At 70.5% G+C, this 21,083-nt stretch carries 17 protein-coding genes; 6 read left to right on the forward strand and 11 right to left on the reverse strand.

All coding sequences use genetic code 11. From position 1 onward, the window contains the following. Positions 1-98: 98 nt before the first annotated feature. The 4 genes from OEB96_RS29490 to radC form a co-directional block, all read right to left on the reverse strand. Positions 99-2,582, reverse strand: a complete 2,484-nt coding sequence (locus OEB96_RS29490; RefSeq protein ID WP_266220119.1) for an FHA domain-containing protein — start codon at positions 2,580-2,582, stop codon at positions 99-101. Positions 2,583-2,825: 243 nt separating this feature from the next. Next, a complete protein-coding gene (locus tag OEB96_RS29495; protein ID WP_266220120.1) occupies positions 2,826-3,059 on the reverse strand; it encodes a hypothetical protein in 234 nt (77 codons plus the stop codon). Then, positions 3,056-4,087, reverse strand: coding sequence for a M12 family metallo-peptidase (locus OEB96_RS29500; RefSeq protein WP_266220121.1), 1,032 nt, complete (start codon positions 4,085-4,087; stop codon positions 3,056-3,058). Before OEB96_RS29500 ends, OEB96_RS29495 begins: the two co-directional genes overlap by 4 nt. A 146-nt stretch (positions 4,088-4,233) precedes the next feature. Continuing rightward, positions 4,234-4,905: a RadC family protein gene (gene radC / locus OEB96_RS29505; RefSeq protein WP_266220122.1), complete on the reverse strand. Its 672-nt coding sequence runs from the start codon at positions 4,903-4,905 to the stop codon at positions 4,234-4,236. 289 nt (positions 4,906-5,194) lie between these two features. Here radC and OEB96_RS29510 point away from each other — a divergent pair, with 289 nt between their 5' ends. The 3 genes from OEB96_RS29510 to OEB96_RS29520 are packed head-to-tail and all read left to right on the forward strand — an operon-like array spanning position 5,195 to position 9,814. Beyond that, a complete protein-coding gene (locus tag OEB96_RS29510) occupies positions 5,195-5,695 on the forward strand; it encodes a thioredoxin family protein (protein WP_266220123.1) in 501 nt (166 codons plus the stop codon). Next, a complete protein-coding gene (locus tag OEB96_RS29515) occupies positions 5,682-7,604 on the forward strand; it encodes a SpoIVB peptidase S55 domain-containing protein (protein WP_266220124.1) in 1,923 nt (640 codons plus the stop codon). Before OEB96_RS29510 ends, OEB96_RS29515 begins: the two co-directional genes overlap by 14 nt. A 41-nt stretch (positions 7,605-7,645) precedes the next feature. Further along, positions 7,646-9,814: a hypothetical protein gene (locus OEB96_RS29520; protein WP_266220125.1), complete on the forward strand. Its 2,169-nt coding sequence runs from the start codon at positions 7,646-7,648 to the stop codon at positions 9,812-9,814. 11 nt (positions 9,815-9,825) lie between these two features. Here OEB96_RS29520 and OEB96_RS29525 read toward each other — a convergent pair whose 3' ends face one another. Both OEB96_RS29525 and OEB96_RS29530 read right to left on the reverse strand, forming a co-directional pair. Next, positions 9,826-10,170, reverse strand: a complete 345-nt coding sequence (locus OEB96_RS29525) for a hypothetical protein (protein ID WP_266220126.1) — start codon at positions 10,168-10,170, stop codon at positions 9,826-9,828. Positions 10,171-10,289: 119 nt separating this feature from the next. Beyond that, entirely contained in the window at positions 10,290-11,216 is a 927-nt protein-coding gene (locus OEB96_RS29530; RefSeq protein WP_266220127.1) for a hypothetical protein, read from the reverse strand. 154 nt (positions 11,217-11,370) lie between these two features. Here OEB96_RS29530 and OEB96_RS29535 point away from each other — a divergent pair, with 154 nt between their 5' ends. Then, on the forward strand, positions 11,371-12,078 hold the full coding sequence (locus OEB96_RS29535; RefSeq protein ID WP_266220128.1) for a ribonuclease HI: 708 nt from the start codon (positions 11,371-11,373) through the stop codon (positions 12,076-12,078). A gap of 63 nt (positions 12,079-12,141) precedes the next feature. On the opposite strand, the gene OEB96_RS29540 is transcribed toward OEB96_RS29535, so the two are convergent. The 3 genes from OEB96_RS29540 to OEB96_RS29550 are packed head-to-tail and all read right to left on the reverse strand — an operon-like array spanning position 12,142 to position 15,253. After that, positions 12,142-13,044, reverse strand: coding sequence for a polysaccharide deacetylase family protein (locus OEB96_RS29540; protein ID WP_266220129.1), 903 nt, complete (start codon positions 13,042-13,044; stop codon positions 12,142-12,144). A gap of 26 nt (positions 13,045-13,070) precedes the next feature. Continuing rightward, positions 13,071-13,952, reverse strand: coding sequence for a glycosyltransferase family 2 protein (locus tag OEB96_RS29545; protein WP_323137445.1), 882 nt, complete (start codon positions 13,950-13,952; stop codon positions 13,071-13,073). Further along, entirely contained in the window at positions 13,937-15,253 is a 1,317-nt protein-coding gene (locus OEB96_RS29550) for a protoporphyrinogen/coproporphyrinogen oxidase (RefSeq protein ID WP_266220130.1), read from the reverse strand. Before OEB96_RS29550 ends, OEB96_RS29545 begins: the two co-directional genes overlap by 16 nt. Positions 15,254-15,467: 214 nt before the next feature. On the opposite strand from OEB96_RS29550, the gene OEB96_RS29555 reads away from it, so the two are divergent. After that, entirely contained in the window at positions 15,468-16,481 is a 1,014-nt protein-coding gene (locus OEB96_RS29555; protein WP_266220131.1) for a serine/threonine-protein kinase, read from the forward strand. Next, positions 16,478-18,043 (forward strand): hypothetical protein, encoded by a 1,566-nt coding sequence (locus tag OEB96_RS29560; protein ID WP_266220132.1) that lies wholly within the window; start codon positions 16,478-16,480, stop codon positions 18,041-18,043. Before OEB96_RS29555 ends, OEB96_RS29560 begins: the two co-directional genes overlap by 4 nt. Here OEB96_RS29560 and OEB96_RS29565 read toward each other — a convergent pair. Beyond that, positions 18,009-20,195 (reverse strand): response regulator, encoded by a 2,187-nt coding sequence (locus tag OEB96_RS29565; RefSeq protein ID WP_266220133.1) that lies wholly within the window; start codon positions 20,193-20,195, stop codon positions 18,009-18,011. The two genes, OEB96_RS29560 and OEB96_RS29565, sit on opposite strands and share 35 nt — an antisense overlap. A gap of 169 nt (positions 20,196-20,364) precedes the next feature. Beyond that, entirely contained in the window at positions 20,365-21,078 is a 714-nt protein-coding gene (locus OEB96_RS29570) for a hypothetical protein (RefSeq protein ID WP_266220134.1), read from the reverse strand. Positions 21,079-21,083: the final 5 nt, after the last annotated feature.

Genomic DNA, 21,083 nt, shown 5'->3' on the forward strand with positions numbered 1-21,083 from the left:
CCCGACAACGCCGACGGGGGCCCCAAGAGGCCCCCGCCGCGTGATGATTCCCGGGGAATTCGGGCTTGGCCCGATCCCACGGAGCTGGCCTCGAGCGCCTACTGACCGTAGGGGTTGTATCCGCCCGGCCCCGGCGGTCCGCCGGGCTGCCCCGGATACCCGCCCGGCGCCTGGCCAGGCTGCCCCGGGTACCCTCCCGGCGCCTGGCCGGGCTGTCCCGGATATCCTCCGGGCGCCTGACCCGGCTGCCCCGGGTACCCTCCCGGCTGCGGCGCCATCCCGGGCTGCCCCGGGTACCCGCCCGGCTGCGGCATGCCCGGCTGCCCCGGGTAACCGCCCGGCTGTCCCGGCGGCGCCATTCCCGGCGGCTGGCCCGGCTGTCCCGGGTACCCGCCCGGCTGCGGCATGCCCGGCTGCCCCGGGTATCCGCCCGGCTGTCCCGGCGGCGCCATTCCCGGCGGCTGGCCCGGCTGCCCCGGGTATCCGCCCGGCTGCGGCCCTGGCGGCTGTCCCGGGTATCCTCCCGGCCCACCCGGCGGCTGGCCCGGAGCCATCCCCGGCGGCTGGCCCGGCTGCCCCGGATACCCGCCCGGCGCCATCCCAGGCGGCTGGCCCGGCGCCATCCCAGGCGGCTGGCCCGGCGCCATCCCAGGCGGCTGGCCTGGGTACCCACCCGGTTGTCCCGGAGGCTGGCCTGGCTGACCCGGGTACCCACCCGGCCCGGCCATTCCCGGCTGCGGCTGCCCCGGGTACCCGCCCGGCTGCGGCTGCCCCGGGTACCCGCCCGGCCCGGCCATTCCCGGCTGCCCGGGCGCCATGCCGGGCTGCCCCGGATACCCACCCGGCTGCTGCCCGTACTGCCCCTGGCCAAAGCCATCGGGCACACCAGGAAGATCGGGCGCTCCCGCGGCCATCTGCTCGAGCATCTGCTTGGCGGCCGGCTTGGGATCGGCGCCCTCCATCTGCTCGCGAACCTCGAAGTACACCTTCACGGCGATCGCCGCGATGATGGGGAACAAGATCGCGTTGCCCATCGCGTTGATGATGCCGAACAGCGCGACGAACAGGCGCAGCATGAAGCCCGCGCTGAACAGACCCAGCACGATGCGGCTGAGGATCTGCAGCACCACGCTCACGGCCACCGCCATGATGAGCGTGGCGACGATCGTCCGCACGATCACCGGCTTCCACACCTCGAGGCTGCGCATGTTGGTGTCGAAGAACTTCTTGTCGGGCTCGAACATCCACACCGGGCCCACGAAGAACCCCAGCGGGAAGAACAGCGCGATCGCACCGATGATGAACGACACCCAGAAGCTGACGAGGTCACCCACGCCTCGGCCCAGCACCGCCTTGTAGGCGTCGAGCCAGCCGACCCGATTGCCCATGTGTGCCTGGGCCATGAAGTAGTAGGTGGCCGGCACCGCCACCAGCGACAGCAGCGACAGCAGCAACGCCAGCAGGCTCCCCACCCCGACCGCGATGTCGAGGATGATGAAGGGGGCCGAGAGCACCGCCCCACCCACGGTGGGAACGCCCAGCAGCATCACCGCCGGCACGAGGTTGTCCTTGAACACCCCGATGCCGTGCTTGATGTCGTCCATGAAGCCCTGGCCCGAGGCATCGGCTCCCGCGAACGCTTGATCGAAGCCCTGTCCGACCTGCTGCATGCCCTGGTTGAACTGCTGGCCGTAGCCCGGCTGACCCGGCGGCTGCCCGTATGCACCCGGCTGTCCCGGCGGCTGCCCGAACCCTCCCGGCTGCCCCGGGGCTTGACCCGGTTGACCAAAGCCTCCGGGCTGTCCCGGTGCTTGGCCCGGCGGCTGACCAAAGCCTCCGGGCTGTCCCGGTGCTTGGCCCGGCGGCTGACCAAAGCCTCCGGGCTGTCCCGGTGCTTGGCCCGGTGCTTGACCCGGCGGCTGGCCGAACCCTCCGGGCTGTCCGGGAGCTTGGCCAGGAACTTGGCCGGGCGCTTGCCCCGGCGGTTGGCCGAATCCTCCCGGCTGTCCGGGAGGTTGGCTCGGAGCTTGGCCCGGCATCCCCGGCGACGCCATGCCGGGCTGCCCCGGCGACGGCGGATAGCCTGGCGACGGCGCCGCGGCGCCGGCGGGAGGATAGCCGCCCGGGGCCGGACCCGGCGGAGGACCTGCCGGCCGCGGCGGCGCCATCGGCTGATTGAGCCCCGGGATCGGCGGCGGCGGACCACCAGCCGATGGACTCGGCGAAGGCGGCGGCGCGCCCCCCGGGGCAAACATGGTGCGCCCTTGCTGCACCGCACCCGGGAAGTCGATGTGCTGCACGGTGATCGTCGACTGGCCCAGCCGCACCGCATTGCCGATGCCGAGCTCGACGGGGCCGGTGATCCTCTCTCCACTGGGGAGGAACGACCCGTTGGTCGAGCCGAGATCTTGGAAGACGAGCTTGCCGTTGGAGAACCGTATCTCGGCGTGACGGCCCGACACCTGCGCGTCCATGAGCGCGATGTCGCCGACGTCGCGACCGATCACGATCGTCTGCTTGTCGAACGGCTTGGTTTCTGGGGGGCGTCCCGCGTACTGGACGTACAGGGTGTACAGCGCCATGAGGCTCCTGGTTCGCTTGGGGCCCCGGGAGCATCCCAAATGGCAGCCGCCTAGCGCAACTCGGGTCGTGCCGGTTCGGCACCGCTCCTCTCGAGCCCGAGTCGCCAAGGCGGCGGATGCCGGAGAATTCCGGCTCGGACGGCCTTTCGACGGCCATGGACCGGAGGGGGCCGAGCACCGTGGCCACGGGCTCCCGGCCGCGCCGTGCCCGGGTCCTCGCGGTACGAGCAAGCTCGCGAGCGGCTAGGTGAACAGCCCCACGAACCAGACGATCACCTCCACGAACCATGCGTCGTGGAAGTGCGCGCCCACCAGAGCACCGGACCCGAAGATCAGGCCGATGATCAGCCCGGGGACCAGCACCCAGCCCAGCGCCCATGACGTCCAACCACCGCGCTTGCCCTCGCCTTCGGGGTTGGCCTTGGGATCGACCTTGGGAGCCTTGTGCAGGGCCTTGTCGTCCGTTGCCTTGCTCATGGCTCGATCTCCGCGGGCGAGGGGGTGGGCAACGCTTCGGGCGCGAACGGCAGATCCTTGCGCATGAGCACTCGCTGACGATTGTCGACGTCGATCCACGGCTCGCGCGACTCGGGCACCGCGGCGTAGCTCATCCAGCTGCCCGCCTGGTACGCCGGGTTGGCGGGATCGGTGATGTCGAGGGCGCCGAACATGTGGGCCACCTCGTGCAGCAGCGTCCGCAGGTGCGCCTCACGATGATGCCGCGTGGCATAGACCACCCCGTAGGCCCCATTGAACGGGCTGTCGGGCAGCGGGGTGTCGGCCTGCCCTGCGGTCGTGTCGTCGAAGGGTCGATTGGTGAAGCCCACCAGGATCTCCGCCCCCTCGCGCGGTCGACCGCGAAGATCATCGAGCAGCTCCGACGCCCCCATGCCCTCGGTGGCCACCATCCAGCGACCGACTCCGGACAGCTCGAGCCGAATCCCGAACTGCTGCTCGTAGACCTGCGAAGCTCGGCTGACCGTGCGCTGCAAGTAGTCGATCCAGTCGGGGTGATCCTCGATGAGCGGCGGATCGACGAGCACCTTGATGCGCACCGTGACCGGGAGCTGCAAGCGCGCCGCCAAGCTGCCGTCGAGAGGATCGACCTTGGTCTGCGGCGGGGGCAACGGCTCGGGCCCCCCCGTGGTCGGCGGCGTGGTCGACGGAACCTGAGTCGCGGGTGGGGTCACCGATGGGGTGGTCGATGGCGTGCTCGGTGGGACCGCAGTGGTGGGCGGCGCCTTGGTCTCGGGCGCCTTGGTCTCCGGAGCCCTGGTCTCGGGCGCCTTGGTCTCCGGTGCCTTGGTCTCGGGCGCCTTGGCCACGGTGGCATCGTCGGGGACCTCGACGTCCAGACCCAGCCAGTCGCGCTCGAAGTGGGTGATCCCGGCGCGGTTTTGGACCCCACAGTAGACGCCACAGCTGAACAAGCCGAAGATCAGCGCCAAGGGGGTCCCGAACAACAGGACCAGCTTCGCGATCGCGAGGATGCGCTTGCGGTTCATGGGGGAGCCCAGAGTATAGGGCGGAGCCCCCACAAGTCCGACCCTCCCCGAGCTATTTCCTCGTGGCCCGGCTCGGTGACGCCCACCACTGCACGGCCGGGGCGGTCTCGCCGTCCGCGCACCCGGACCGCGGTCGACGGGCCACGTCACCCCAGTGGCGATTCCAGAATCCCCAGCTCCACCATCGAGACGGTGGACTCGCGCGTGACCACCAGGTGATCGAGCACCAGGATCCCGAGCAATCGACCCACCTCCGCCATGCGATGGGTGAGCATCACGTCGGCGTCGCTGGGCTCGGCCTCGCCGCTGGGGTGGTTGTGGACGAGGATCACCGCATGCATCCCCGCCTGCACCAGCGGGCGAAACACCTCGCGCGGGTGCACTTGAACGCTGCACAGCGAGCCCACGGCGATGGTTCGGACCATCTGCAGCCGCTGACGCACGTCGAGACCGAGCACCAGGAACGTCTCCTGCGAGGCGGCTCCGATCGACGCGCGAAGGAACGCCGCCACGTCGTCGGGACCCTCGATGCAGCGCGCGTACGGGACCTGGAGCTGCGCCACGCGTCGGCCCAGCTCCAGCGCCGCACAGATCGCGGTGGCGCCGGCCAGGCCCACCCCCGAGGTGCGGCACAGCTGCTGCGGATTGGCGCGGTCGAGCCCGAGCAAGCCACCGGCATCTTGCATCAGCGCCAGCGCTCGGTTGACCGCATGCCCACCCCCGAGGATGAGCGCGAGCAGCTCCACGTCGGCCAGCTGCTCGCGACCGAACAGCATCATCCGCTCCCGAGGACGTTCTTGGGGGATCTCGAACAACATGCCCTCCGGCCTTGCCAGGGCCGTGCCGCGGACAAGTAGGCGAAACGGCTGGGCTCGCCACCAGCGCCGGCCCACCGGTGGGCCAATTCCCGGCCAAGGCGGCCAATCCGTGGGCCATTCCGGAGGCCGCTCCAGGGCCATCCGGCCCGGGGACCGCGTCGCGCCGAGTGCGTGGTATCGTTCACCGCTCGTGCGTCCCACGTCCAACCGCTCCCGGGCTCCCCTGCCCTTGGCTTCCTTGGCGGTGATCACCTTGGCCGGATCCATGGCCGGATCCATGGCCGGATCCATGACCGGATCCATGACCGGATGCGTGGAGGTCTACGAGGACCGCCGCCCCCCTCCGTCCAAGGACGCTCGCCCCCCCGCCGCCGCGACCCGCCAGGCCACCGCCCCGTCCCACGGCTTCAACGACGCGATCGCCTGGCGGAGCCTCGACGAGGGCCTGGCCGAAGCCAAGGCCCAGCGTCGTCCATTGATGCTGGTGGTCCACGCCAGCTGGTGCGAGCGCTGCAAGGAGCTCAAGCCCTCGTTCCAGGACCACCGCCTGACCGAGCTGTCCGAGCAATTCGTGATGGTCAACGCCGATCAGGACCAGACGCCCGCCGCGCTCGCCTACGGTCCCGACGGCACGTACATCCCGCGGGTGCTGTTCATCGACCCGACCACGGGGAACGCCGACGCGGAGCTCCAAAACCCCGAGCGCGAGCGCTACCACTACTACTATGGGCCCAAGGACGACCTCCCGGCCATGATGGAGAAAGCCCTCGGACGCCATGGCAAGTCGTAGCCGAACAACCTCGGGTCGCTGGGCCGTGGGCCTTTGTGGTGCTGCCCTGCTCCATGCAGGATGGCTGTGTGCAGGATCGCTGGCCACGTCGTCGGTCCTGCCGCCCGCCACCGCCCGCGCCGGGGGCCCCCTGCCCACCATGCCCGTCTCGGAGATCAAGCCGGGCATGCGCGGTCACGCGGTCACCGTGTTCTTTGGCGAGCAGAGCGATCGCTTCGAGATCGAGGTGGTCGACACCATCCGCAACTACCTGCCTCAGCAGGACGCGGTGCTGTTTCGCTCGAGCGATCCCCGGCTCGAGCACTCGGGCATCGTGGGGGGCATGAGCGGCTCGCCGATCTTCCTCGACGGCAAGCTGGTGGGCGCGCTCTCCTACGGCTGGCGCTTCAACAAGGATCCGCTGGGCGCGCTGACCCCCATCTCCAACATGCTCGAGGTGGGCGAGCTGCCGTTTCGGCCCGACGTGATCGCCCACCCCGCCGGTCCGCGGCGCGGGCGCGCGCGCGAGGGCAGCCGCGCCTGGGCCGACCAGATGCTGGGCCTGCGCACCGATCCCCTGCCCGCACGTCGTCGCCCCGACGAGCTCGAGGCCGGCGCGACGCTCGAGCCGCTGCCGCTGCCGCTGACCGTCTCGGGCCTGGGCACCAGCACCGCGCGCATGCTCGGCGAGACCTTCGGGATGGTGCCGGTTCGCGGGGGCTCCGGCCCGGGCGCGGGCGCCGAGGGAGCCAAGTCGGCATCGGCGCCCAAGAAGGTCTGGAAGCCCGGCGACTCGGTCTCGGTGGTGCTCATCCGCGGCGACAGCTCGGCGGCGAGCAACGGCACCGTGACCTGGGTGAGCCCCAAGGGCGATCGCCTGCTGGCCTTCGGGCACTCGATGTTCGAGGACGGGCCCAGCAACCTGCCGTTCGCCGATGCCCGCGTCCACACCATCATCAACAGCGTCGACCGCTCGGTGAAGATGTCGAGCCCGCTGACGATCCAGGGCACGATGGTGCAGGATCGCCAGCCCGCCATCGCGCTGCGCACGGATCTCTTCGCCCCGATGATCCCGGTCGAGGTCACCATGATCGGCCCCGACCCCGACCTGCCGGCTCGCACCTACCGCAACGAGGTCGCCTTCGGGCTGGACCTGACCCCGAACCTGGTGGCCAGCATCCTCTCCGAGGCGGTCGACGAGGCCGGACGCGACGCGACCGAGGTGGTCATCACCATCCACCACGAGATCTCGCTGGAGACCAGTCGTGGGCCTCGCACCCTCACCCTCGACGAGGACGTGTTCTTCCCGCAGGGCCTCATCGGGCGCCTCTTGGCCCGTAGCCGCGGCGTGCTGACCATCATGGCCGCGCTCGACAACGAGTTCGAGGTGGCAACGATCCGCGGCACTCGCCACGAGATCCGCATGAAGTACGGCGCGCCCATCGAGACCATCGACCAGGTCCGCCTGCTCGACTCGGAGATCCGCGAGGGCGACGTGGTCCGGCTCGAGGTGACCCTGCGCGCGTTCAAGGGCGACACCCGCACCATGATCGTGCCGCTGCGGATCCCCGACGATGCGGGCGGCGAGGAGATCAAGGTCGAGCTGTGCGGCGGCGACGGGGCCACGCCCTACCGCCCGCGGCCGGACTCCCTCGACACCTTGCTGCAGACCATCGAGCAGAGCTATCCCTCGCGCTCGCTGGTGGCCAGCATCTACCGCCAGGGCGAGGGCCTGTCGACCAAGCACGGGCTCATCGAGGACCTGCCCGACAGCGTGCTCGAGACGCTCGTCGATCGGGGCAGCACCTCCGATGCCGTGCGCTTCAAGCGAATGGCCCGCCGCGTGCTCCCCACCGAGACGATCATCGAGGGCCAGCACACGCTGGAGCTCGACGTGCTCCCCCGCAAGACCTTCGACGACGCACCATGACGGCCCGCATGCGCTCGCGCTACCCATCCCTCCCGCTCGCCGTGCGACACCTCCCGCGCGCTCCCCGGACCCTGCGTCTGTCGCTGGGCCTGTCCCTGGGTTTGTCCCTGGGTGGGGCCGTCGGCGCGGCCCTGGTGGCTCCGTCGTCGGCATGGGCCGGAGGCACCCGCACCTTCACCCTCGAGGACCACTCCGACTTCGACGCGGGCGAGACCGAGGGCGCGGCCATCGAGGACAGCGGCCGCGTCACCACCGGCTTCGTGCCCGCCAAGGGCGAGCTGCCCGACGCCGCCTCGGCGTTCTCGTGCCTCAGCCGCAAGGACGACGTGCTGGTGGGCACCGCCGACAAGGCGGCCGTGTTCCGCATGGGCCTGGCCAAGCGCGGCAAGGACAAGGGCAAGGTCGAGGTCGAGCGCGTGGCCGAGCTGTCGGGCGTGGTCGTGACCGCCATGGCCGAGCTCCCCGGCGGCGACGTGGTGGTGGCGACCCTCCCCGGCGGCAAGCTCTGGCGCCTCGACGGCCGCGGCAAGGTCTCCGAGTTCGCCGAGCTCCCCGTCGAGCAGGTCTGGGCGCTGACCGTGCACCAGGGCAAGCTCTACGCCGGCACCGGCCCCAAGGGCGAGCTGTTCGCGATGACCCTCGCGGGCAAGGACCCCAAGGTCGTGCTCGACGACGTCGACAAGCACCTGATGAGCCTCTTGTCCGTCGGCGATGCGCTGCTGGTCGGCACGGCTCCCTCGGCGCGCCTGCTGCGGCTCTCCGACGATCCCAAGGGCGTGCTGCTCAAGGACCTCGAGGGCGACGAGCTGCGCGCCCTGGCGCTGACCCGCCAGGGCCTGCTGGCCGCGGTCAACACGTTCGAGGACCGCTCGCTCAGCTCCGTCGATGCGCTCACCAAGAACCTCCAGCGCACGAGCCTGGTGGGCGACCCCCCGCAGGGGGATCTCCAGCAGGCCCGCCCCCCCAAGGCCGACGCCACCGTGCACCACGTCGACCTCGGGACCGGTCCCGGGACTGGCCGCGACTTCGACCGCGCCAGCGAGGCCCCGTGGGACCAGTGGTTCTCGCGCGAGGGGCAGTACTTCACCGGCATGCTCGCGCTCGACGACGTGGGCACGGTGCTCCTGTCCACGTCGTCCGACGGCAAGATCTACCGCCTGCGGGGCCCTCGTGACGTGGCCACCGTGGCCGACTTCGAGGAGCGCCAGAGCACGGCGCTGTGCCGCGCGGCCAAGGGTCCGATCTTCGCCACCGTGGGCCAGGGCGCGGGCGCCTATCACCTCGAGGCGTCCACCGCCAAGAAGGCCCTCTACCGCACCAAGGTGCTCGACGCCAAGCAGCCCTCGGACTTCGGGGCGCTGGCGCTGCGCGGCAAGGGGCCGCTCTCCGTCCGCGCCCGCGTGGGCCCCAGCGCCGAGGCCGACGATCGCTGGTCGCCGTGGAGCGCGATCACGCTGACGGTCGAGCCGGGCGCGGGCTTTCGTGGCGACCTCTCCTCGCTTCCCCGCCGTCGCTATCTACAGATCGAGGTCGGCCTCGACACCCCCGACGCGGAGCTCCGCGAGCTCGAGCAGTTCTACGCGCCCGAGAACCTCGCGCCGCTCTTGACCAGCGTCGACGTCAACCGCCCCGAGCTCGACGACGACGGCGAGCGCGAGCCCAGCCCCAAGGTCACCATCCGCTGGAAGGTCGACGCCCGCGACGACGACGACCTCGTCTATGGCGTGCGCGCTCGTCCCGAGGGGACCGGCGAGACGCAGTGGATCCCGCTGCACGACGCCAAGGATCCCGTGACCAAGCGCGAGCTGCAGTGGGATCTCTCGACCGTGCCCGACGGCGTGTACGAGATCGAGGTGGTGGCCAGCGACGAGCCCAGCAACGGCGCCGGCAAGGCCCGCACCGACGAGCTGCGCTCGGCCCCGTTCGTGGTCGACCGGCAGCGGCCTCGCATCGAGGACCTGCGCTGGGGCGCCGGCAAGCTCTCCGCCACCATCCGCGACACCGGCGGCTACGTGCACGACGCGGCCTACAGCATCGACGACGGCCCGTTCCGCGCGCTCTCGGCCGCGGACGGCATGTTCGACGAGCCCGTCGAGGTCGTGAACGTCAGCCCCGAGGGGCTGACGAAGGGGACGCACCGAATCGTGGTTCGGGCGCGTGACTCGTTCGGCAACCTCGAGACGGCGGCGGTGCTCGCCACCGTCGAGTAGGCTTCGCCCGCCTACTTGGTCATGTCGACCAAGCGGCCCAGCGAGAGCTTCTTGAGCTTGTCGCGGTACTCGTGATCCTTGGTCTGGCCCTTGAGCTCGAGGATCTTCGCGATCATGCCGTCGCGGCCACCGAGGGCCTTGGCCTTCTCGGCCAGCGCCACCAGGTGCAGGAGCTTTGCGTTGGACACGTACTTGAGGCGCTTCTTGTGCTCGTCCTCGGACTCGCCGTCGTCACGATCCACGAGCGACGCCACGGCGTCGATGAGCTGCGCCTTGGAGCCATACTTCTCCTTGACGAGCTGGAGCGGGGTCTTCTTGGCCATCGTCTTCGTCTTCTCCTCGATGTTCGCCGCCATCAGCAGCTACGAGTCTCCGTGTCGCCGAATGCGACACGGCCCGGGGGATTTCCTCCCTCCGGGCCGCGGATGATGACGTGCCGGGCACGTCCGATCAAGTGATCTCGAAGGATCCGGGGCTACATGCCGCCCATCATGCCGCCCATGACCTTCTCTTGGATGGTCTTGAGGTCGGCGTCGGAGGCCTTGGCGGTCACGGTGAAGGCGTTGTCCTTGGTGTCGAACTTCACGCTGTCGACCACACCCTGGGGCACGCCGAACTGGCCGGCCATCGCCTTCATGCCGTCGAACTGGGTCTGGATGGTGTCCTTGGCCTTGGTGGCCTGGTCCGCGTCCTTGAGGCCCACGGCAACCCACAGCTCGATGCCGCCGGACAGGTCCATCCAGCCGGCCACGTCCTGGGGCTCGCCGATGTCGCCCGCCATCTTGGCCATGCCCTTGGCGTCGTCGGGAATCTTGCCCGCGAACCACACGTGCTTGCCGGTGTCGGTGCGGCCGATGACGTCCTTGAGCGGGCCGTCGAACGCGTTCTTGCCCTCGCCCTTGGTCAAGCCCTTGACCGCGTCGGCCCAGTCCTTGCTGGCGACCGCGATGGTGTTGTCGTCGACCACGTAGGCCACGCCCTTGTCGCCGTCCATCTTGAGGACCTTGCCCTCTTCCTCGGCGGTCCAGGGATCCTTGCCCGACTTCTCCTTGATCTTGCCCGCGGCGCAGTCGAGGTTCTCCTTCTTGCCGAGGCCGTCGGCCACGACCACGGCCGCGAACTTCTCGCCGCCGGAGGGGTCGACTCCGAAGGTCAGGCTCTTCCACTTGTCGAGGCCCAGGTTGCAGGCCGACATCGCGTCGAGCACTTCCTTGCCCTGCGACTCGACCATCCCCTTGTTGTCCTTCCAGGACTGGGTGCTCTGCAGCGCGGCAAGGTCGACACCGCCAACCATCGTGGCGGACTCGGGAATGAGCTTCGCAGCGTCGCCGCCGCCTCCCTTGCAGGCGGCCACGCCCAGCAGGGCGAATGCGAAGGTGGTGGTGGCAAACGTCCGTTTCATAGCGGGGGTCTCTACACGACGGTTTGTGGCGGTGCAAGCCGAAAAGAGTGGGAACATGTCGGTTTCCTCGTGGTGGATGGCCACCTCGTGGCCGAGCACACGGGAGACGGACCTTGGCTGGCTCGGTTGCGGACGGTAGGGTCCAAAGAGTCCGATGCCGTGGAAAAAGTACGAATTCAAGGGACAAACGGTGTATGTGCGCGTGCTTGCCACGGGCAAGCCCATCGTCCACCGCGGTCGAGTTGAGCTGCGTTACAAGCTCGGAGCACGCAAATCCTACAAGGCCGCGCCCGACAACCTCGTGGAACTACCCGATGAGACAGAGATCATCACCGATGCGGAGATGAGCGGTAGTGGTGCGGGTGATACCACGCAGGCGGCGATGGCTGCGCTCCGCGAGGAACCGAGCACGCCCGCCGACGACGAGACCATCATCCTCTATACGGATGGCGCCTGCTCGGGCAATCCGGGTCCCGCCGGGATCGGGGTGCTGATGCAGCGCCCGGACCAGACCATCGAGATCTCCGAGTTCCTGGGCAGCGCAACCAACAACATCGCCGAGCTGTCGGCCATCCTCAAGGGGTTGCGAATGCTGCGGGACGAAGACGCGCAGCGCTCGATCCACCTCTACACCGACAGTGGCTGGAGCCTCGGGGTGCTCGTGGGCGGCTGGAAGGCCAAGGCCAACCTCGAGCTGATCGAGGAGATCCGCGTCGAGATGGCCAAGTACCCGCGCCTCGAGCTGCTCAAGATCCGCGGGCACTCGGGCCAGGAAGGCAACGAGGAAGCCGATCGCCTCGCCACCCAGGCCACGCGGCGCGAGGCCTCGTCCGAGCCGCGCGTTCGTCCACGGCGACGGTGATCCGGCCGACTCGTGGCCCGACTCGGTCCCCGTGGGCTCACAGCGCCGATCGCTCGATCGAGCCTACCGGACCGCGTCGCGCAGCGCGGTCCCGCCCCCACGCAGCACGAGCAGCTCCCGCAGCCGCTCGTGACGAACCCGCCAGGGCACGCGCAGCTCCGGCTGACGACGAGCCAGCCCTGGCGAGAGGCCATCGCGCTCGGCATCACCGAGGTCGATTCCGTGCAGCTCGAGGTGGAAGTGGGGAAGACCCAGCGCCGTGCGACGAAGTGCGCCCGCGACCACGGCCGGCAAGGCGAGCAAGGTGGTGCCGATGAGCGGTACCCGAGTCACCGGCGACACGGACATCGGTAGTTCCCAGAGCGCCACGTCCTCGCGCCAGTAGGGCAGGCGCGAGCCCAGGAACGACCCGGCCCCCCGCCACTGGGACGACGAGCGCTCGCCTCGGAGCGCCATTGCGCCCATCACGGCGAGCTTGGCCGCGTAGTACGGTGCCGACGGAAGGCAGGAGCTGTCGTAGCGATGGCCGAGCGCCGCCGCCTGCCGAAGCAGCCCCGCGTCGTGGGTGTAGCCCGGCGCGCGAAAGCCCATCACCTCGGCCCCCAGCCCGCGCAGCAACGCATCACAGGCGCGCAGATCCTCCCGCTGGGCCGCCGCGGGCATGCGCACCAGGTCGTAGGCATGGGAGAAGCTGTGGTTGCCCAGCTCGTGCCCGGCCTCCACCGCCTGCCGCAGCAGCGCCGCGCCCTCGCCCCCCTCCTCGAGGTCGCGCTGGAGATCGCGGCCGATCACGAAGAAGGTGGCCCGCACCCCCGTGCGAGCGAACAGCTCGAGGAACCGCGGCAACCAGCGGGTCAGCCCCACGCCGCACTGCGAAGGGGATGGCGGCGGCAGCCCGTGGATCGCGTGGTAGCACGCGACGTCATCGAGATCGACGCTGATGAGCGTGGCCGGGAGCGCGGGCATCGGACGGCGGGGCCAGGGCGGCGGGGCTAGGACGAAGGATCGGGAGGCTCGGGCGAGGCGCTCGTCCGCGACGCATCGGGCTCGTCGGAGGTCACGCTCGAGGACAGGTGGATCGAGATCATCAGGCGCGCCAGGTTGCGCAACACTCGGGGCACGCGACGGACGAGGTGGATCGAGGGTGCTCGCTTCTCCTCCACCGTGACCGGGAGCTCGCGCACCCGCAGCCCGCTGCGCTCGGCCCGAATCACCAGCTCGCTGGCGAACACGTCGTGCTCGACCACGCAGCGCGCCGCGATCGGCAGGATCGCCTCGCGGCGCAGCGCCTTGAGCCCGTGGGTGTCGGTCCCCGAGAACCCCAGCGTCACCCGCAGCGCCGCATTGTACACGCGGGTCGCCAGGCGGCGCGACAGCGGCCGCGTATCCTCGGCCCCGCGCATGGCCTTGGATCCGATCACCACGTCTGCCTCGTCGCGGCGCAGGAGCTCCAGCGCCCGCAGGTGGAACCCCACGTCGCACAGATCGATCTCCTCGCAGATCACGAAGCGCCCTCGCGCGCGGTAGATGCCCTCGCGCAGCGCTCCGCCGTAGTTGGGCTCGGGGTAGGAGCACGGACGCACCTGCTCGCGGCGCGCGGCGATCGCCTGGGCCAGCTCCACCGTGCGATCGCGACTGCCGTTCTCGGCCACGATGACCTCGTAGCGCAGTCCCTCGGCGTCGAGGCGATCGCACAGCTCGTCCAGGCTGGCCTCGAGGATCGCTTCCTCGTTGTAGACCGGAATCACCACCGACAGCTCGGGCGCTTCTGCTGCGTCGTCGCGCTTGGGCCCCCCGTCCGACTGCCCGTCCGACTGCCCGTCCGACTGCCCGTCCGGCTCCCCGTCCGACTCTCTTCTCAGGCCTCCGCCCACGCCGCCGCCTCCATGCCCTGGATGATGCTGTCCTCCATCGAATTGTACGTCCATGCGCCGTAGCGACCGCACGCGCGCACCCCCACTCGACCAAGCCACGCGTGGATGGTGGTGGTGGCTTCGTGGCACGCATCGTCGAACAGCACGTAGGCGCACTCCTCGTGGCGCAGCTCGCTGAACACCACGTCGTCGGGACCCGCGAGCGCCCCCATCGCGCAAAGATGCGGGATCATGTCCCGCAGCCGCACGTGCCCGCTGCGATCGGCCAGCTCCACGTAGAGCGCGCCGGCTCCCGGCGGAGCCATGGCGGGCAGCGCGTTGGTGTACACGCCCACCCGAAAGAACGGGATGTGGAGCTCCGGCACGTAGACCCAGTGCTCGTGCATCGGCGGCGCGCGACGGGTGGCGATGTCGAGATAGCTCCACGAGACCCAGCGCAGCGCCGCCGCGGCCTCGCGAACCTCCGCCGGCGCCGAGGGCATGCGGGCCACCAGCTGCGGCAGCGGGATCGTGGACACCAGCGCGCGGTACTCCACCCAGTCGGGGACGCCCTGCAGCTTCACGCGCCGCCCCTCGGGATCGACCTCCTCGACCGCACAGCCGATCCGGATCGAGTCGGGACGACGCGTCCGCACCCGCGCCGCCATCGCCTCGGGCAGGTGGTCGATGCCTCCCGCGCGGGGATAGAGGAAGCGAGCGTTGTAGCCCAGCCCCTCCTGCCGCAAGCCCAGCGCGCCGCCGATCACCTGCGCGGGCTCGGGCAGCGGGATGAAGCGCGAGCCCCAGTCGGGCGTGAGCTCGTCCGGCCGCACGCCCCACAGCTTGGTGTTGTAGGGCACGAAGAACAGCTCGGCGAGGCCGCGGCCGAAGCGGCGCTCCGCATACTCGCGAAACGTGCGGGGCGCCGGAGCCCCGGGGGAAGCCGCCGTCACCTGGGCCTGCACGAAGTCCACCAGGCAGTCGCGAACCAGCGGCAGCGGCAAGCCGTGGAGGTTGGCCTGGATCGGATAGGGCAGCATCACGCCGTGGGTGAAGACCCCCGTGCGGCGCTCGATCTCCACGAGCTGACCGGCCTCGAACAGACCCCGCACCAGCGCCTTGACTCGATCGTCGCGCAGGTGCAGCCAGTGCCCGGTCACGTCGAAGGTGTACCCGTCACGGCGTTCACTGCGGGCCTTGCCGCCCACGCGTTGCTCGCGCTCGGCCACGAGGAACGGCGATCGTCGCAGGTGCAGAGCGGTCGAGAGGCCCGTCAGGCCTGCGCCCAGGATCACCACGGGACGGCCGTCGCCCGACGTCACGAGGGCGACGATACCCGCGTTCGTCGACGATCGAAACGCGGCAGTGGTCCGTGCTCGCGATCTCGGCGCCTCCCGATCGCAGGCACCCTCGGGCGGGGTGCCTCCCGGCGGCCACCAGCGGCCGCGCAACGGCCACCACGGCGGCTCCGATCGCCCCGACGTGCGCCGCAGCCGGCCTGGACAGCCGGATCCTCGGCATGCACACTCCATCACCATGGAGCTTCGAGGCCTCGGGCGGTATCGACTCGTGGACCGCGTGCCGGGCCCCTGCCCTCACGCCCGCTACTACCGGGCCCAGCACGAGGACGAGCCCACCGTCGAGACCGACCCCCAAAGCGGCCAGACCCGGGGCGACGCCCCCAGCTACCTCGTCAAGCTGCTCGAGCCCGGCCGAGGCCCCGACGCCGGTCTGCGCCGCGGGCAGTTCGACCACGAGGTCCGCCTGCTCAAGAATTTCAACCACCCGTGCATCCCCACCCTGCACGCCTCGGGCGAGCAGGACGGCGTGGCCTACATGGTCATGGATCGCGTCGATGGGGTGAGCCTGGCCACCCTGCTCGGGCACGAGGCCGGCGAGCCCAGGGCGCTCGGGCGCGAGATCGGGGTCTACGCGATGGGACAGCTCATCGACGCCGTCCGCCACATCCACTCGCTCGAGTACCTCGAGGACGGCGAGCCCGCCCCGCTCGGCGTGGTGCACCGCGACCTCGGCCCGCACTGCATCTGGGTCTCGCGACGCGGTGACGTGATCCTCTGCGACTTCGCGCTGACCCGCAGCGAGTGGCTGCTGCCCGAGCACGACGAGCCCGACGCCGGCACGCTGGCCTACGAGGCACCCGAGCGGCTGCTGCCGGGCGCGAGCGCCACCGAGAAATCCGACATGTTCGGCCTGGCCGCCATCCTCTGGGAGTGCCTGCGGGGCGAGCGGCTGTTCCAGCGGGCCAACGACGCGGCCACCCGCGACGCGATCGAGCGCTTCGACATCAGCCAGCCCAGTCGTCGCGTGCCCGGCCTGTCCCCCAAGCTCGGCGAGATCGTGCGCAAGAACCTCGACCGCGATCCCGAGCGCCGCTACCTCAACGCCTACCAGATGCTCCAGCGCCTGGCCCAGGCCCCCGAGGCCGCGGCCGCCGAGCGCTCGCGACGAGCCCTCGCCCAGCTGGTCCAGGAGGCCATGGGGCTGCAAGTCGAGTCGGACGCCCAATCCGACCCCCCATCCGACACGTGAGCGGGTCGTCCGTGCTCGCCCCCCTGCACGAGCATCGCCGACGCGTGCTCCCGCTGGGCGTGGCGCTGCTGCTGACCTACGGCTACTTCGTGAGCGAGCCCGCGTGGAACCAGAATTCGCGGCTGGCCCTCACGCGTGCACTGGTCGAGCAGCGCACCACCATCATCGATCGCCATCACTTCACCACCGGCGACAAGAGCCGGCGCGACGGACACTTCTACTGCGACAAGGCTCCCGGCGCCTCGTGGGCTGCGGTCCCTCCCTACGCGCTCTTCCACTTCCTGCGCCGCGCCACCGGGGGCGAGCTTCCCCGTGTCCAGGTGCGCCCGCTCGATCCCCGGAGCCCCGTGCCCGAGCCCGACCAGCGCGGGCCAGGCGACGTGCTGGTCTACAACCTCGCCCACCGCATCGCCCTCTATTTGTGCGGGCTGTTCACTGGCGTGCTGCCCTCGGTGGCCGCCGCCGCCGCGATGTTCCTGCTGGCCTTGCGCCAGGCCGGAGGCCACGCACGCCCGGCCCTCGTCGTCGCCCTGACGTTCGGCCTGGCCACCCCCGTGCTGCCCTATGCCACCGTGTTCTACGGACACACGCTGTGCGGGGCGCTGCTGCTGTGGGCCTTCGCCCTCGTCGCCCTGCGCGAGCCCGGCGAGCGCGGCATCGCAGCGCCGCTGGTCGTGGGCACGTTGCTCGGCGGCGCCGTGGTCACCGAGTACCCGGCGGCCGTACCCACCCTCGCCATCATGGCCCTCGCCGCCTGGCGCCACGGTCGAGGCTTCGCGCTCCGCGTCGCGCTCGCCGGCATACCGTGGGCCCTGGCCCTGGGGGCCCATCACTGGGCCGCGTTCGGCCACCCGCTGAGCACCGGCTATGACTTCGTCTACCTCGAGGAGTTCGCCGAGGGCATGCGCGTGCGCTACGGGATCGCCATGCCCGATCCCACCGCGCTGTGGGCGTCGTTGTTCGGGAGCTACCGCGGACTCTTCTACCTCGCCCCCGCGCTCATGCTGGCCGCGTGGGGCCTGGTGGTCGCCCTGCGCGAGTCGAGCGAGCCCTCCGCCCCCGCGGGGCTCCCCCGCGCCGCCCTCCTCACCGCCGTGGGCATCGTGCTCTACTACGTGTTGCTCAACGCCGGTTACTACATGTGGGACGGTGGCGCTGCATTCGGCCCTCGCCACATGGTCCCCATGCTCGGCCTGCTCATGCTCGGCGGCGTGCCGGCCCTGCGGGCCGCCCCGCGCGTGTTCGTGGTGCTCGCCGTGATCGGTGTGCTCCACATGCTGCTCGGAGCCACCGCCACCCCCGAGGCTCCACAGCACGGAAACCCGGTGTGGGAGCATGCATGGCCCCGAGCGCTGGGAGCCGAGGCCGCCGCGCCGGGACGCGCCACCAACCTCGGGCTCCTGCTCGGACTCCCGGGTCTGCTCAGCCTCGCTCCGCTCGTGGCCCCGTGGCTATGGGCCGCGCCCGGTGCCCTCGCCCGCGAGCGAGACCAGGACCAAGACCAAGACCAGGACCAAAGCCCCCGACCTACGACGGCACCGCCCCACGAAGCTCGCGAATGAGGTCGTGCTTGCGGAGCGGCTTGCTGATGTAGCCGGTCATCCCCGCCTCCGCGCACCGCAGTCGATCCTCCGCCATGGCGTGGGCCGTGAGCGCGATGATCGGCAGCCGCGAGCCCTGGTCCTGCTCGCGACGGCGGATCTCCCGGGTCGCCTCCAGTCCGTCCATCTCGGGCATCTGCACGTCCATGAACACCAGGTCGAAGGGCACCGAGCCCACCAGCTCGAGCGCCTCCCGGCCGTTGCCGGCCACGTCGACCGTACACCCGAGATCCCGCAGCATCTTCGCCGCGACGCGCTGGTTGATGGCGTTGTCCTCCACCACCAGCACCCGCTTGCCTCGACCCGCGTGTGGATCCGACCCGCCACGCGGCACCCGGCGGCGGGTGACGAGCGAGTGCTCGTCGGCGGCTCCATACCGCGCCCACGCCTCGCCGAGCACGTCCATCAGGTCGCCATGGTGCACGGGCTTGACCAGGTAGGCCGCGATTCCGTGCTGCTGGAGCTCGGCCGTCGTCACGCGGCGAGAGACCGAGGCGAGCAGGACGAGCACCGTGGGCTCGAGCTCGGGGTCCGACTTGATCGCCCGAGCGAGCTCCAGCCCGCTCATCCCCGGCATGTGCTGGTCGAGGATCGCGAGCTGATGGCGCCGCCCCTCGGCGCACGCCTGGCGCAGCCGCTCCAGCGCACTGGCCCCCGACGCACACTCGTCGGTACGCAGCTCCCAGCGAGTCAGCCGCTCGCACAGCACGGACCGACTGACCCGGTCGTCATCCACGACGAGCACACCGAGGCCCCGAAGCGGCACGGGTGTGCCCTCCTTCGCGACGGCGCCCTCGTCGACCGCGAGCGGGATGCGAAACCAGAACGTCGAGCCCCGCCCCGGCTCGCTGTCGACCGCGATCTCACCGCCCATCATCGTCACCAGCTGGTGGACGATCGCCAGCCCCAGGCCCGTGCCGCCGTGGGTTCGCGCGGTGGACATGTCGACCTGCTGGAACTGCTCGAAGATCAGCGATTGCTGGTCCCTCGGGATCCCGCAGCCGGTGTCCTCCACCGAGCACTCGAAGACCAGCAGGTCCTCATCGCGCTCCGCGTGCCGGACCGTCACGAGCACATGGCCCTGCTCGGTGAACTTGACCGCGTTGCCGACGAGGTTGACCAGGATCTGCCGTATGCGCCCGTGGTCGCCCACCACGTGGCGAGGCGTGCCCGGGACGTAGCGCGACACCAGCTCGACGTCCTTGGCGTCGGCCGCCGGCGCGGCCTGATCGAGCACGTCCTCGACCAGACCCCGCAGATCGAAGCTCAGGGGCTCGAGCCTCATCTGTCCCGCGTCGATCTTGGAGTAGTCCAGGATGTCGTTGAGCAGCTCGAGCAGCGCCTCTCCCGAGGCGTGCGCCGTCTCCACGTAGTCGTGCTGATCGCGATCGAGCTTGGTGTCGCGCAAGATCCCCAGCATCCCCAGCACGCCGTTCATGGGCGTGCGGATCTCGTGGCTCATGTTGGCGAGGAACGCCGACTTTGCCTCCGCTGCCGCCTCGGCCTCGTGGCGGGCCTCGACCGCCGCCGCCACCGCGGTCTCCCGCAGGCTGTCGAAGATCTTGACGCAGCCGGTGAGCAAGATCGTGCTGACCAGGATGAAGATCCCGCGAGCGACCACCTCCGCCGGCTCGCCATCGCTGGTGGCGACCAGCACGACATCGACCACGGCCATCGCCCCACACCACCACCATCCGTGCCGGGTTCCCGCCAACAACATCACCATCACGGGGATGATCGCCAGCACGAAGATGTAGGTGCCCTCGATGCCGCCGGTGACGGCCACCTCGAACAGGAACACCAGCGAGAGGAAGACTCCCACCACCTGCCCGAGAAGCCGGGGCGAGACCCCCCGCCGCAGGAGCAGGAGCATGCCCGCCAGGAACGGCCCCGCCGTACAGACCGCAGCGACCCCCTCGTAGTTGCCCACGAGCAGGTGGCGGACCAGCGCGAACGGGGTCAGCGAGCTGAACAGCAACAGCGTGCCCACCAGGATGCGCGTCTGCCCCAGCGAGACGACGTCCTCACTCTTCCACCGCGGATGCACGAAGCGCTCGATGAGCGCGGCGGTCCACGATCGCTTCGGTGAGGCAGGTGGCGAATCCGCGCTCATCGTCGTGCTCCCACGCTCGGGTGCCCCCACCGGTCAGTGAGTGTAGCGCCGATCCGCCACCCGGCCCGTTCCGTCGCGGGACACATCGAGAACGCTCACGCACCCCGCCTGCACCGGCACGATGTCACGAGCGCGACTCGTCTCGCGACGAGCCCACTCGAACGCGCCCTCAGAAGCGAGCCCGGAGCACCACGCCCGCCCGGCGAGGATCGAGCCAAGGACCCATCTGCACCCGCGCCGCGGCCGGAGTGGTCTGGGCCTTCTTGTTCTTCTTGGCCACCAAGACCCAGCGCACCGCTCCGCCCGCGGCCACCAGCACCCCCGCGCCCAGGGTGATGCCACCCGCGAGCAGCATCGTCTGCTGGCGCGCCCTGGCCTTCTCGAAGTCACCGTAGAGCGGCTCGTCCTCGGGATGGATCGTCGCGCTCACGATGAGCAGGGCTCCGCCTGCGATCACCGCGGCTCCCCCCACCCCGACCAGTGCGTCGCCCAGCGGATCGAAGTAGAACGGCTTGGGCGGTGGTGGGGGCGGTGGCTCGGGCTCCGGCTCGGGCTCCGGCTCCTGCTCTGCGGCTTCCCTCGCGACGAGCTCGGCCAGCCGAGCCCGCTCGGCCAGCTCCTCGGCGCACATCGCCTTGGCCGTCAGCGCGTTCTGCCGCATGTCGTCGTTCTCGGTCAGCGCGATGAACCGCGAGAACGTGTCCACCGCGTCGATGCACTTGCCCGACTGGCGCTCGGCCTGGGCGAGGATGAACAGCAGCGACTCGTGCTCCTCGAGCACCAGGCCCGCCTTGGCCTCGACGATCGAGGCCTCGTAGTCCCCCGCCTTGTACAGCTCGACCGCCGCGTCGAAGTGCTTGCGGGCCACATTGTCCTTGGGCATCGGAG

The organism is Paraliomyxa miuraensis (assembly GCF_026337845.1).
GTDB classification, from domain to species: domain Bacteria; phylum Myxococcota_A; class Polyangia; order Nannocystales; family Nannocystaceae; genus Paraliomyxa; species Paraliomyxa miuraensis.